12 protein-coding genes are annotated in these 12,326 nt (G+C 63.6%); 7 read left to right on the top strand and 5 right to left on the bottom strand.

What is annotated here, in order from left to right:
• Positions 1 to 6 precede the first annotated feature (6 nt).
• The gene (locus ACVINW_RS29735) at positions 7 to 378 is read right to left on the bottom strand and encodes a DUF2946 domain-containing protein (RefSeq protein ID WP_456754551.1); all 372 of its coding nucleotides are present in this window, start codon (positions 376 to 378) and stop codon (positions 7 to 9) included.
• 457 nt (positions 379 to 835) lie between these two features.
• Here ACVINW_RS29735 and ACVINW_RS29730 point away from each other — a divergent pair, with 457 nt between their 5' ends.
• The 4 genes from ACVINW_RS29730 (at position 836) to ACVINW_RS29715 (ending at position 5,061) form a co-directional block, all read left to right on the top strand.
• The gene (locus tag ACVINW_RS29730; protein WP_456754550.1) at positions 836 to 1,234 is read left to right on the top strand and encodes a globin; all 399 of its coding nucleotides are present in this window, start codon (positions 836 to 838) and stop codon (positions 1,232 to 1,234) included.
• 115 nt (positions 1,235 to 1,349) lie between these two features.
• The gene (locus tag ACVINW_RS29725) at positions 1,350 to 2,411 is read left to right on the top strand and encodes a sugar ABC transporter substrate-binding protein (RefSeq protein WP_456754549.1); all 1,062 of its coding nucleotides are present in this window, start codon (positions 1,350 to 1,352) and stop codon (positions 2,409 to 2,411) included.
• 10 nt (positions 2,412 to 2,421) lie between these two features.
• Complete coding sequence (locus ACVINW_RS29720; protein WP_456754548.1) at positions 2,422 to 3,924, top strand: sugar ABC transporter ATP-binding protein; 1,503 nt, start codon at positions 2,422 to 2,424, stop codon at positions 3,922 to 3,924.
• A 102-nt stretch (positions 3,925 to 4,026) separates the two neighbouring features.
• Positions 4,027 to 5,061, top strand: coding sequence for an ABC transporter permease (locus ACVINW_RS29715; RefSeq protein WP_456754547.1), 1,035 nt, complete (start codon positions 4,027 to 4,029; stop codon positions 5,059 to 5,061).
• 373 nt (positions 5,062 to 5,434) lie between these two features.
• On the opposite strand, the gene ACVINW_RS29710 is transcribed toward ACVINW_RS29715, so the two are convergent.
• Positions 5,435 to 5,716 carry a hypothetical protein gene (locus ACVINW_RS29710; RefSeq protein ID WP_456754546.1) on the bottom strand — a complete coding sequence of 94 codons (282 nt, stop codon included), beginning with the start codon at positions 5,714 to 5,716 and terminating at the stop codon, positions 5,435 to 5,437.
• Positions 5,717 to 5,849: 133 nt separating this feature from the next.
• Here ACVINW_RS29710 and ACVINW_RS29705 point away from each other — a divergent pair, with 133 nt between their 5' ends.
• Genes ACVINW_RS29705 through ACVINW_RS29695 form a run of 3 tightly spaced genes read left to right on the top strand, consistent with a single transcriptional unit; the run spans position 5,850 to position 9,899 of the window.
• Positions 5,850 to 7,580, top strand: a complete 1,731-nt coding sequence (locus tag ACVINW_RS29705; RefSeq protein WP_456754545.1) for an adenylate/guanylate cyclase domain-containing protein — start codon at positions 5,850 to 5,852, stop codon at positions 7,578 to 7,580.
• A 39-nt stretch (positions 7,581 to 7,619) separates the two neighbouring features.
• A complete protein-coding gene (locus ACVINW_RS29700; RefSeq protein ID WP_456754544.1) occupies positions 7,620 to 8,447 on the top strand; it encodes a phosphatase PAP2 family protein in 828 nt (275 codons plus the stop codon).
• 42 nt (positions 8,448 to 8,489) lie between these two features.
• Positions 8,490 to 9,899 carry a S8 family serine peptidase gene (locus ACVINW_RS29695; RefSeq protein WP_456754543.1) on the top strand — a complete coding sequence of 470 codons (1,410 nt, stop codon included), beginning with the start codon at positions 8,490 to 8,492 and terminating at the stop codon, positions 9,897 to 9,899.
• Between the two features lie 152 nt (positions 9,900 to 10,051).
• Here ACVINW_RS29695 and mtnK read toward each other — a convergent pair whose 3' ends face one another.
• From mtnK to mce, 3 genes are all read right to left on the bottom strand, one after another.
• The gene (gene mtnK / locus ACVINW_RS29690) at positions 10,052 to 11,356 is read right to left on the bottom strand and encodes an S-methyl-5-thioribose kinase (RefSeq protein ID WP_456754542.1); all 1,305 of its coding nucleotides are present in this window, start codon (positions 11,354 to 11,356) and stop codon (positions 10,052 to 10,054) included.
• Positions 11,357 to 11,543: 187 nt separating this feature from the next.
• Positions 11,544 to 11,819 (bottom strand): DUF1467 family protein, encoded by a 276-nt coding sequence (locus tag ACVINW_RS29685; protein WP_456754541.1) that lies wholly within the window; start codon positions 11,817 to 11,819, stop codon positions 11,544 to 11,546.
• A gap of 7 nt (positions 11,820 to 11,826) precedes the next feature.
• On the bottom strand, positions 11,827 to 12,231 hold the full coding sequence (gene mce / locus ACVINW_RS29680) for a methylmalonyl-CoA epimerase (RefSeq protein WP_456754540.1): 405 nt from the start codon (positions 12,229 to 12,231) through the stop codon (positions 11,827 to 11,829).
• Positions 12,232 to 12,326: the final 95 nt, after the last annotated feature.

Genomic DNA, 12,326 nt, shown 5'->3' with positions numbered 1-12,326 from the left:
ACGTGGTCAGGAGAACAGCGGCGGCGCGCGGGCTTGCGCGGTGAGGCCCGCCCGCGAACGATCGAGCTCGCTGGCGAAATCGAGCCAGGAGATCCGGCTCGGCACGCGTTCGACGGCCTGGATCGCAACTTGCGGATGATCGACCGGCGCACCGGTCTGCAGCACGCTGCAGGCGGAGCAACAGCCGTCATGGGCGTCGTGACCGGTCTGGTCGCCGTGAGCGGCTCCGGAACCGGCGTCGCCGTGGCAGATGGTGGCGGCCGCCAGCGGATCGGACAGCGCAAGGCTCGCCGCCCAGCAGGCCCCGATCGGTGCGAAAATCTGCACCAGCAGGGCAACCAGGACGATGGGCAGAAAATTCTTCAGCCGCCGGCGCATCGCAAAATCCATCCGGAACGGACCTAACCACCACGGCCGTCGGAAGTCGAGATCGTGGACGCGCCCGGTTTCTTCCAACTGACGGAATTAGCCGAGCGTGACACTTGCGTCACGGCAGTCCCGACACGGTCGTATCCCCTTACCCCATCACGTGTTTTCAAGCGACTTTCGCAACCGGCGGTGGCGCCATCCCAATCATTTCGCAAATTGCTCGAAATTTGAACAATCGTTGCCGAAAATGGTGACAAGGCTGGAAAGATGGTCTACCAATTCGGGCTCAGGCCAGCCGCGAGGTGTGTCCTGGTGGTCCAAGTCTCGGGAGGAGCCCGACGCGCACAAGCAGCGTCACCCCATCAATCAAGATCAAATCGAATTTTTGGGGCAAATAGGGTCGACACAATTTTTGGAGCAGGGCTTGGAGCCCTGCTCTTTTTTTATGTGATGATCGCATCGTGCAATGACCTCATCAGCGAATCCAATCGAACGTAGTTTCGAACTGGCAGCCGCACTCTGCGATGATCTAACGCCGCGCGTGTACCAGCGCCTGTTTCGCGAGCATCCCGAGGCGCAGGCGATGTTTCGCAGCGAAGGCAGCGAGTCCGTGAAAGGCTCGATGCTAGCTTTGACGATCGAGGCCATCCTCGATTTCGTCGGCGAGCGGCACGGACATTTTCGTCTGATCGAATCGGAAGTGTTCTCGCATGACGCCTACGGCACGCCGCGCGAATTGTTCGTCGCGTTCTTCGCCGTGATCGCGGACTGCCTGCGCGACATCCTCGGCGAGCAATGGTCGCAGGAGATCAATGCTGCGTGGCACAAGCTGCTCCGCGAGATCGAGGCCGTCGTGCTGCAATAGAAACATCTGGTAGACGCGAAGGCGTAGCGTCGCCGTTCCGATTGTGACACACTCCCTTTATCCGCGGCGCGTGCAACTGACGCCGACGGTCAGAAAAAACATGAGGGAGCAAACAATGCCAGGAATCGACAAGCGAATCGACAAGGGCATCGACAAGGGGATGGACAAGGCGTCGACGACGCGGCGCGACCTTCTGCAGATGGCGGCCGCAGGTGGAGCTGCAGCCGGCCTGCTCGGCGGAATGGGCATGACGACGTCCGCGCTCGCAGCCGAGACGGGACGTTCGGAAAAGCCGCTGAAGGCCGCATTCTCCAACGCCGGGCTGCAGGCGACGTGGTGCGCGCAGGGCAAGCAGGCCGCAGAGTTCTGGGGCAAGCTGTTCAACGTCGAGGTGACCTGGTTCGACGGCCAGCTCGACGCCGTCAAGCAGCGCGCCGCGATCGACAACATGGCCTCGCAGAAATGGGACTTCGTCGCGATCCAGGCCTTCGGCATCGGCACGCTGACCCAGCCGGTGCAGAAGATGATCGACGCCGGCACGCCTGTCATCGACATGGACACGCTGATCGCGCCGCTCGATCAAATCAACGTCCATTCGTTCCTGGCGCCCGACAACGAGTTCATGGGCGCTTCGGTGACGCAGGCGCTGTGCAACGCGATCGGCGGCAAGGGCAAGGTCATCATGACCCAGGGCGCGCTCGGCCACACCGGCGCGCAAGGCCGCGCCAAGGGCTTCAACTCGGTCGTGAAGCAGTTCCCGAACATCGAGGTGCTCGACACCCAGCCCGCCGACTGGGACGTCTCCAAGACCGCCCGGCTCTGGGAAACCTATCTGACGAAATACTCGCAGATCGACGCGGCGTTCTTCCACAATGACGACATGGCGCTCGCCGCCTACAACATCATGAAGGCGCGCAACCGCACCAACATCCTGATCGGCGGCGTCGACGCCATGCCGCCGGCGATCCAGGCGGTCAGCGAAGGCCGCATGTTCGCGACCGTCCGCAATCCGTCCTGCCGCATCCATGGCGGCGCGATCGTCGCGGGCGTTGCCGCCGTGGTCGGCGGCGAGAAGAGCGGCCAGGGCATCCCGAAGAACGTCGTCACCGACGGTCCCGTCGTGACCAAGGCCAACGCCGCCGGCATGCAATGGATGGAGGATCACTTCCTGATCTGAGCGCGGCCTCATGTCGCAAGGACGCTCGGCGATCCTCGAGTTGAACCAGATCACGAAGGCCTTCGGCGGTGTCGAAGCCCTTCGTGGGGTCGACTTCGCGCTGCACGCCGGCGAGATCCATGGTCTCGTCGGCGAGAACGGCGCCGGCAAAAGCACGCTGATGAAGATCATCGCCGGCGTGCATCCGGAGTTCTCCGGCCGCTTCATGCTCGACGGCAAGGAGACCCGCTTCCGTTCCACCCGCGACGCGCACGCCGCCGGCATCGGCATGGTGCATCAGGAGCTCAGCGTCGCGCCTGACCTCACGGTCGCCGAGAACGTCTTCCTCGGCAACCAGCCCACCAACCGCCTCGGCTTCGTGCAGTGGCGGCGGATGGCGCGCGAGGCCGGCGAGCAGCTCGCTCGGTTCGGTATCGACGTCGATCCGATGACGCGGCTCGGCGATTTGCCGATCGGCTTGCAGCAGCTGATCGAGATCGCCCGCGTGCTGTTCTCCGGCGCGCGCATCATCATCCTGGACGAGCCGACCTCCGCCCTCTCCCCGCCCGAGGTCGAACGCCTCTTCACGACCTTGCAGAAGCTTCGGGACGAAGGCACCAGCATCGTCTTCATCTCGCATTTCATCGAGGACATCCTGCGCGTCTCCGATGTGGTGACCGTGTTCCGCAACGGCCGCAAGATCGCCGAGACCGCCTCCGCCGACACCACCAAGGGCGCGCTGATCGAGGCCATGATCGGCCGCGGCGGCGAGGCGCTGGAGCACAGCTACACCGACGACCTGATGCTCCCGCAATCCGGCGGCGGCGCGACGGTCCTGAAGGTCGACCAACTGTCGCTTGGCCGCACCCTGCAGGACGTCTCGTTCGAGGCCCGCGCCGGCGAGGTGCTCGGCATCTACGGCTTCATGGGCTGCGGCCAATTGGAGCTGTCGCGCATCCTGTTCGGCAAGCTGCGGCCCGACGGCGGAACGCTCGCGGTCGACGGCGCCGCGAAAACCTTCCGCAGCACCGCAGCCGCCCGGCGCGCCGGCGTTGCGCTGGTGCCGGAGAGCCGCCGCGCCATGCTGTTCCACCAGGAGCCGGTCTACAAGAACATCTCGATCAGCATCCTGGAGCGGATTTCGGCGCTGCTGCTCAAGCCGATGCGCGAGCGGGCCATCGCCCAGCGCCAGGTCGAGCAGTTGCAGATCAGGCCGCCGGTGGTCGGCCTCGATCTCGGCATGCTCTCCGGCGGCAACCAGCAGAAGGTGGCGCTGGCGAAATGGCTGACCTACCCGCCGCGCCTGCTGGTGCTGTGCGAGCCGACCCGCGGCATGGATGTCGGCGCCAAGAACGACGTCATCAACATCGTGCGCGACCTCCGCGCCAAGGGACTGGCGATCATCGTGCTCTCGACCGAGCCGGAAACGGTGCTGTCGCTGGCCGACCGCATCCTGGTGCTGAAGCGCGGCGCGGTGGTGCGCGAATTCGCCGGCGAAGCGGTCAGCAAGGATCGGCTGCTGGAGGCGGCGTAGAGCATGATCCGGAAACGTGCGAAGCGGTTTTCCGAAAGGATCATGCGCAAGTAAATCAAGGAAGCGCGATGAGCGGCTCATCGCGCTGAATGGAGTGGAATAATGGCAAGCAGTGACAGCGCGACGGCACCTGCGGATCACAAGCGGCCGCGCGGGCTGGCGTCCTTCCTGCGCTCGCAGATGCGCAACATCGCGCCGTTCCTGACGCTGATCTTCCTCAGCGCCTTCTTCGCGATCGCGAGCCCGTCGTTTGCGACCATCGACAATGTCGGCAACATCCTGACTCAGGTGTCGGTCACCGGCATCATCGCGGTCGGCCTCACCTTCGTGATCCTGTGCGCCGAGATCGACCTGTCGATCGCCAGCATCGCCAACGTGACCGGCATTGCGGTGGCGTATTTCACGTTGCAGGAATCCTACGTCAACATCGCCAACGTCCCGATGCCGGGCATCGTCGCGATCATGCTGGCGCTGGCGCTGTGCGCGCTGCTCGGCCTCGTCAACGCACTGGGGCTGACCATGATCGGCATCCCCTCCTTCATCATGACGCTCGCCATGATGCAGATCGCAGCCGGCGTCTCGGCGCTTTTGGTGCGCGGCCAGATCGCCTACAAGGTGCCGGACCTGATCACGACGCTCGGCTCGGGCTCGATCGGCGGCATCCCCTGGATCGTGATCGTCGCCGCGATCATGCTGCTCGGCGGCCATCTGGTGCTGACCTACACGCGGTTCGGCCGCTACGTCTACATGGTCGGCGGCAACCGCGAGGCTGCGGAATTTGCCGGCCTCAACGTCAAGCTCATCCTCGGCGCCGTGATGGTGATCTCGGCGGTCTGCTCGGGGATCGGCGGCATGCTCGGCGTCGCCCATTTCGGCAGCGCGCAGCAGAACGAGTTCGACACGTATCTTCTGGATTCGATCGCGGCCGTGGTGGTCGGCGGCACCAGCCTGTTCGGCGGCCGCGGCGGCATCGGCAACACCATCGTCGGCCTGTTCGTGCTCGGCGTGCTCAACAACGGCCTCGACCACGTCAATATCGACAGCTTCCTGAAGATCCTGATCCGCGGCCTGATCCTGCTCGCGGCCCTGATCATCAACGTGTATGCGCAGCGGCTGCGCGAGCAGGCGGCGGATTGAGGATGATAGAGATGAACACGCGTCTCTCTCCATTTGTCGATATGGCGGTGCATCCTCGGCTTTCGCCAGGACGACGAGGATGAGGACGCAGCTTCGCGTTCTCGCGACATGAATTGTCCGAGCTTCGCTTGTCGTTCCGCCCTCTCTCCTTGAAGAGGGCGCAGGGAAAGCCGGGTGCCGATCGCACCCATGGGCCCCGAGCAATGGGGTAGAAAGCTCGGGGCAGGACCACAGGTGTAACCGGAAACAACCCGGCCTTCCCTGCGCGATGGGTTACGGCTTATACGTGCTCTCCCCGGCGAGACTGGGCTTGTTTGTCACCGTCTTCGCAACGCGCATTGCGCAATCGGAAGAGACACCTACCACTAGGGCGTCAGGCCTGCACGATTTCGCCGTCCGCCTCATGCGCACTCGTCAGTTGCGCAATCGGCGTCCACCGCATCTCGACCCGCGTTCGTGACGACCGCGAAGCGCCCCTCGATCGGGCGAGATGGGTGGATTTATACACTGAGTTGTCCTTCGGATAAAGCGAAATATTTTTGTCCAAGGGGCTTGCGCCGTCGGGCAAATCAGTGGCATGGGCACCTGCAGCGAGCCGCAGGCCAGCAAGCCACAAGCGGCCAACCGCGCGCAAGCACGTGTCGATCTTGCTCAAGCATTCAGGGCGTCCGGCGAGCGCTGTCAATGGCGCCAGGTTCTGCTATGCTGATCGCGTTCGGCAACGTCGCGGGGCAGTAGCGGTGATCCATCCGGGGGTCAGTACTGGGGAATCGCCGCCGCAGAGGCGCGTGCTCGCTATTCTGGCCGCTGATGTTGTCGGCTATGCCCGCCTGACCGAGGTGGCGGAGGAAGCTACCCACATTCGCCTGCGCGCGCTTCGCTTTGGCGTGATCAACCCGTGCATCGTCTCCTACCGCGGCAAGATCGTGAAGAATACGGGTGACGGCTTTCTCGCCTCGTTCGATTCCTCACTCGATGCCGCGCGATGCGCGGTCGCCTTGCAGCATGAAGTCGCCGCGGCACAGAGCCAAGAAGGACATGATCGGAAGATACAATTCCGGATGGGTCTGAACGTTGCACGGACCATCGTTGAATCGGAGGACATTTTCGGAAAGGGCGTCAACATCGCGGCGCGGTTGGAGCAGTCAGCGCCGGCCGGCGGCGTGGTGATTTCAGATGGGATGTTTCAGGAGATCAAGGACCGGCTCGAGGTGGCTGTCGAAGACCTCGGCCTGCTCCGGCTCAAGCATCTTTCGCGGCCGGTCCACGCTTATTCTCTCCTGCTACCGGAAGCCGAACGCTTGCCGCCGAGCCGGGCGAGCCGCCAGGCCAAGGTGCCTTTCATCGCGGTCCTGCCGTTTCGTACGCAAGGAAGCCCGGAGGACGATTACTTCGGCGACGGAACGGCCGACGAGATCGTTGTGGCGCTTCAGAGCATCCGTGGGCTGTTCGTCATTTCAAGCACGTCCACGCTTCCCTATCGTACCGGCCCCATCGACAGCCAGAAGGTCGGCCAAGAGCTCGGCGTTCGTTATGTGTTGAGCGGCAGCATCCGCCGCGCCGACAAGCAGCTTCGCATTGGCGTGGAACTGAAGGACGTCGAGGCCGGGATCGTGCTGTGGGCAGATCACTATGACGGAAATGTCTCCGAGCTATTTGAGTTTCAGAGCCGCATTGCGACGCGCATCGTGTGGAGTATCGCCCCCCAGGTCCGCGAGGCGGAGCTGAAGCGGGCACTCCGCAAGCGTTCGGACAATCTCAATGCCTATGAGTTGCTGATGAAGGCGATCGACTTCATGTATCGCATGAATTTCTTCGACTTCAGTCGAGCGGGCGAATTGTTGCAGGCCGCCATCGCTTCGGATCCGAACTATGCGACCCCCTATGCCTATGCCGCGCTTTGGCACATTCACAATGTCGCGCAAGGTTGGGGCGCCGAGGGCGGCCCCGACGCCGCTGAAGGGGCACGTCTTGCCGCCGCCGCGGTCGATCGTGCTCCGGCCGACGGCTTCGCGTTGGCGGTTCTTGGACACACCAAGGCACTTTTATTCAAAGACTACGATGCCGCACTCGACCTCTTTGATAGAGCATTGAGCGCTTCTCCCGGAAATGCTATGGCTTGGACGCTTAGCAGCGGCGTGTACGGCTACCTTGAGGAGGGGCAATCGGCAATCACGCGCGCTGAACAGGGATTGCGGTTATCGCCGGCCGACACACAGGCATATTTTTACCTGATGTTCCTCGGCCAAGCGCATTACATCAGTGGCAATTTTGATGAAGCGGTCGTCTGGGCACGCAAGACCGCTGCTCTAAACGGACGGCTATCCGCCAACTTGCGTGTCCTGGCAGCCGCCTATGTTGCAAATGGCCGAGGCGCAGAAGCGCGGGCCGTCGCCAAGACGCTTCTTGAAATACAGCCTCGCTTCCAACTTTCGGCCTACAGCGAGAGGTGTCCATTCAAAGAAGGTCTGCGGGAGCGCTTCATCGATCATTTGCGGCAAGCGGGTTTGCCAGACTGAAGTCGTGGTGCATTTCACAGCGAACGACAGGAGTCCGTGATGGGGGGCAATTGGTTCGGAGGAAATTGGTTCGGAGGCAACTGGACAGGTGGCTCGGGCGCCGGCAATGCAACGCCGGTGTTTGCGATGCGGGCAGATCGGCCCCTTGCCGAGATCGCCATACCGCGGGCGTACAACGCGAAGTTCACGGAAGCGGAATGGGATCCGGATCTGCGCGCCACGGCGATCCTGCCCGAGTTCCTGGCGCAGCAGATCGGCGGCCAGCACTGGCAGGCGGCGGTCGCGCTGCCACCACCCACCTACCCGGTCACGACGCAGATGATCGACGAACTCCTGGTGCTGGCTGTCGCGGAGCGCCCCGAAGCGCTCGGCGAGATCGTGGAGGAAGATCAGAATTTTCAGCTGCGCTGGCTGCAGCTTCTCAACATCAATGCCGCATCCCGCCCGCACACGTTCCTGCTGATGAAGATCATGGCCCGGATCGGCGAGTTCACCATGGTCCAGCTCAAGCTTCAGTATTCGAACATGGCTGGTGCCGGCGCCCCACCCTATTGGTACCAGCCGCGACCAAACCAGGTCTGCCCGACACTGTATCCGCCGGTCCCGGTCCCGGGGCATCCAGCCTATCCGGCCGGGCACGCGCTCATCGGCACGCTCACGTCCGCGTGCCTTTCCGATCTGCTGCCTCAATACAGCCAGGCATTGAGCGCGTTGGCTGCGCGAGTCGCGATGAACCGGATGATCGCGGGATTGCATTATCGCGAGGACATCGACGCCGGCGCCAGGTCAGCGCTCGCGCTGAAACCGTTCCTCACGGCTTGCCCGTTCTATGCGGCCACGTTCGCGCTCGCGCAGACCGAATGGTAGCGAGATCGCGCCCAACCTGAACCACTGGACCAGGAAGGAGCCATGAACCCCTGGAAAATGCCGACCGGCTATGTACGGGTGCTGGCGCAGCGCAATCAGCACGACACGCTAGTCCAGGCCGCGAATGACATGCTGGAGGGCCGGAGCCCAACCCGGCAAATGCGGAGTTACGCCGACGCGAATGCGACGCACGACTTCGTCGTCGACACTGAATTCGGCGCCGTGCCGATCTGGGACGGCGCCGATCGCCGACCTGCTGTCTCGATCAACGACAGGGGCGCAAAGGCACGCTCGCTGCTTGCCCTCGATAAATCGAAGAAATTCCTGATCCGCGCCTACGTTGCTCCCGCGAGCCTCGCCAAACCGGATTTCAACGATGGCGAGCCGGTCTGGTCCGACGCGGATCTCCGCGGCAACTATGCCTTACCCCCGGCAAACCAGGCCACCGGCGACACCCACCAGGTTCGGCAAGACCTCGACACGGCGACGTTGCAGGACAACGGACTCTATGGTGGAGGCGTTGCCGTCGCCATCGTCGATACCGGCATCTACAGACCGCACCTTGCCAAGCGGCTTGGCTTCAACCCGGCGCTTGATGTCGGCAATTCCTGGACGCCCCCGACCCTGGCCACGACGCCGGGTCTCAATCGCATCGGACATGGCACGATGTGCGCTTATGGCGTGCTCGCGATCGCCCCGAACGTGACGCTGCTCGATTATCCGCTGCTGCTCGGACGGCCGGCCGGGGAGCACACTGTCAGCGCAACGATCGGAGAAATGATCCGTGGCTATTTTGTCCTGATCTGGCGCTGGGCGATCATCGGCACCATTTCGCAGAGCGCGCTCGTGGTCAACAACAGTTGGGGCATCTTTCATCCGAGCCTCGACGAATTTCCGCCCAACGATCCCAGGCGTTACATCGACAATCCCAATCACCCCTTCGCACTGTATGTCTGGTTGCTGACGGCATTCGGGGCCGACGTGGTTTTCGCCGCCAGCAATTGCGGCAACGGGTGCCCGAGCGCTGTATGTCTGCAACGCACGGCGGGAATGATCATGGGCGCCAACGCGTATGACGATGTGCTGACACTCGCCGGCTGCGATATTCACGACGTGCGCGTCTGTTATTCCTCGCAAGGACCGTCGATCGCGGGCATGCCTCCACAGAAGCCGGACATCACTGCCTATACGCAGTTCCTTGGTTCGAAGGTGCTACGAGGCCCGCGCGGCTTCGAGCCGGACACCGGAACGTCGACATCATGCGCCGTCGCATCCGGGTGCATCGCCGCGCTGCGAACCCGGCAGCCCCCGACGGCGACGGATCCTGCAAGCATGATCGCAGTGTTGCAGGCGACGGCGTCGCCGGCAGGCGGCGCCGTGCCCAATTACGACTACGGCTATGGCATCATTCGGCCGGTGGCGGCGGGGCGGAGCCTCGGTATTATTCCGTGATCCGCAAGCGGCCGGCAGAGCCGGCTGTTGCAGTCGTGGCAGGATTTCCGAAGAGGCCCGGCCGAGCCGGCGCTAGACTAGCCTCTGCCGGGCAGCGGAGGATTACTCTTTTGTCGGCGGCGACGGTACATCGCGAGATCTTCGGGCCGCGATCATCTGGCGAAATCCGGCTGCCAGTGGCGTAGCTCGCGCGCGGCGTAGGTGACGGTGCCGATCGTCGTGAACGACGCCGGCTCCAGCATCATGTTGCGTGCGAGCTTCAGCGCCCGCGCCTCGCAGATCGCGCGCTGCTTCTCGTCGGCGATCCATTCGAAATCGATGTTGTGCGCGAGGCCGAGGATGCGCCGGATGGTCTTGGCGGCGGCGAAGCCGACCGTGTCCTGAAACAGCCGCGCCATGTAGGCCTGCCGCTCCGCCTCCAGCCGCGCCGCGCCCGCCTCGCCTGCGAACAGCGACAGCGGATAGCCGTCGCCTTTCGCATCGTCGCGCCAGAGCGCGAGAAATTTTCGCGAGAACTCGCTCCAGACGCCCTCGATGGTGGCCAGGAGCCAGGCCTCGAACGCGGCGCGATCGCCCGCGGCGCGCTCGTGGCCGGCGGAGGCCAGATAGGCCATCAGCAGGTTGCCGATGACGGCGCCGATGTCAAAACCCATCGGGCCATAGAAGGCGAATTCGGGATCGATCACCCTGGTCTCGGTCTCCGTGACCATGATCGAGCCGGTGTGCAGGTCGCCGTGCAGCAGCGCCTCCGGGCTCGCCATGAATTTCAGCTTGAGCCTGGAGATCGCGACATGAAGGTCGAGGTCGTCGCGGAAGGCTGCCGCCGTCGCGTCGAGATAGGGCGCGGTCCAGCGGTTCTGCTCGGCGATGCGGTAGGGATCGGTGAAGATCAGATCCTCGGTGATCTTGCAGAGCGCGTGGTTGCCGGCGAAACCGGCGATCCCCTGCTTCTTCTCCGCGGCCGACAGCGCCAGATCGGACGTGAAGAACAGCGTCTGCGCCAGGAAGGTCGAGATATCCTCGACGAAGCGCGGATAGCGCGTGGCCCCGATCAGGCCCTTGCGCATTATGATGTGCGGCTCGAGCAGCTCCATCACGGTGAGCGCAAGCGGCGCATCATGGTGCAGCACCGCCGGCACGAGTTTGGGCGCCATCCGCGCCTGATGCACCAGCGCCAGATGCTCGTAATGCGCCCGCGACAGCGGCAGCGGCCAGCTCTCGCCGACCAGCCGCACATAGGGCAGCGCCTGCTTGACGGCGATGCCGCCGCCCGGTCCCTTGACGATGAAGACGAGATTGAGGTTGCCGTCGCCGACCTCGCTGATCGACCAGTCGGCGGGGGCGCCGCCGAGGTGGGTGACGATGGCGGGAAGCCCCGCGAGATAGTCGCGCAGATCGGCTTCCCGCAGGATCCGATATGCGCTCTGCCCTGGGGCCGATTGCGCCTGCAGGTTCATCGTGGTCGCCTCCTCCGCATCGCCGGGGTGAGGTTGATCCTCACTCCATCGGCATCCTTGAAATTCCAATTCGTAGCCCGGGTGAGCCAACGCGCGCCCGATGGCAGGCTCCCCGGTACCCGGTAAAAGTGTTCCCGCATGTCGCTTCGCTCATGCGGGCTACGAACCTATTCCTCCGAACCGTTCTCTAGAACGGCATTCCCATCAGCCTCGACAACCGCTCGACCGAGAGATAGCCGGCATAATAGGCCCACATCCCGATCGCGAAGATCACGGCCGACAGCAGCGTGGTCCACAGCAGCTTGCGGCCCATTCGCGCCAGGATCGGCGCGCCGGGGTCGGTGCCGGGCGCGCCGACGCCGTCCTCGTGCTGGCTGCGCACGCCGAACGGCAGCGTCAGGAACAGCACGAGCCACCACAATACGAAGTAGATCGCAAGGCCGGTGGAGATCTGGTACGCCATATTGGCCTCAGGCCTGCTCGATCTCGACCAGGGCGCCGGAAAAATCCTTGGGATGGAAGAACAGCACCGGCTTGCCGTGCGCGCCGATCTTCGGCTGGCCATCGCCGAGCACGCGTGCGCCCTCGGCGATCATGCGATCTCGCGCCGCGATTATGTCGGGCACGTCGTAGCAGACATGGTGGATGCCGCCGTCGGCATTGCGCTCGACGAATTTCGCGATCGGCGAGGCCTCGCCGAGCGGCTCGATGAACTCGATCTTGGTGTTGGGCAGCGTCACGAACACCGTGATGACGCCGTGTTCCGGCAGCGGCACGGCGTCGGAAATCTCGGCGTTGAACGCCGTGCCGTAGATCTTCGCGGCTTTCTTGGCATCCTTGACCGCGATCGCAACGTGATTGAGCCGGCCCAGCATGTTTGTCTCCCTACCTTATAGAGCTCAAGCGCGATGCGACGATCGTGCTCCAGCTACTTGTCTTTCCATGATCTTTCGGAAATCGCCGCACGCTT

Source organism: Bradyrhizobium sp. USDA 4461, from assembly GCF_054055655.1.
The sequence above is the reverse complement of the archived record's forward strand: the minus strand, read 5'-3'. Positions and strand labels throughout refer to the sequence as shown.

Coding starts and splice junctions, on each gene's coding strand:
- ACVINW_RS29735 (WP_456754551.1), bottom strand. CDS start 378: ATGCGCCGGCGGCTGAAGAATTTTCTGCCCATCGTCCTGGTTGCCCTG.
- ACVINW_RS29730 (WP_456754550.1), top strand. CDS start 836: ATGACCTCATCAGCGAATCCAATCGAACGTAGTTTCGAACTGGCAGCC.
- ACVINW_RS29725 (WP_456754549.1), top strand. CDS start 1,350: ATGCCAGGAATCGACAAGCGAATCGACAAGGGCATCGACAAGGGGATG.
- ACVINW_RS29720 (WP_456754548.1), top strand. CDS start 2,422: ATGTCGCAAGGACGCTCGGCGATCCTCGAGTTGAACCAGATCACGAAG.
- ACVINW_RS29715 (WP_456754547.1), top strand. CDS start 4,027: ATGGCAAGCAGTGACAGCGCGACGGCACCTGCGGATCACAAGCGGCCG.
- ACVINW_RS29700 (WP_456754544.1), top strand. CDS start 7,620: ATGGGGGGCAATTGGTTCGGAGGAAATTGGTTCGGAGGCAACTGGACA.
- ACVINW_RS29695 (WP_456754543.1), top strand. CDS start 8,490: ATGAACCCCTGGAAAATGCCGACCGGCTATGTACGGGTGCTGGCGCAG.
- mtnK (WP_456754542.1), bottom strand. CDS start 11,356: ATGAACCTGCAGGCGCAATCGGCCCCAGGGCAGAGCGCATATCGGATC.
- ACVINW_RS29685 (WP_456754541.1), bottom strand. CDS start 11,819: ATGGCGTACCAGATCTCCACCGGCCTTGCGATCTACTTCGTATTGTGG.
- mce (WP_456754540.1), bottom strand. CDS start 12,231: ATGCTGGGCCGGCTCAATCACGTTGCGATCGCGGTCAAGGATGCCAAG.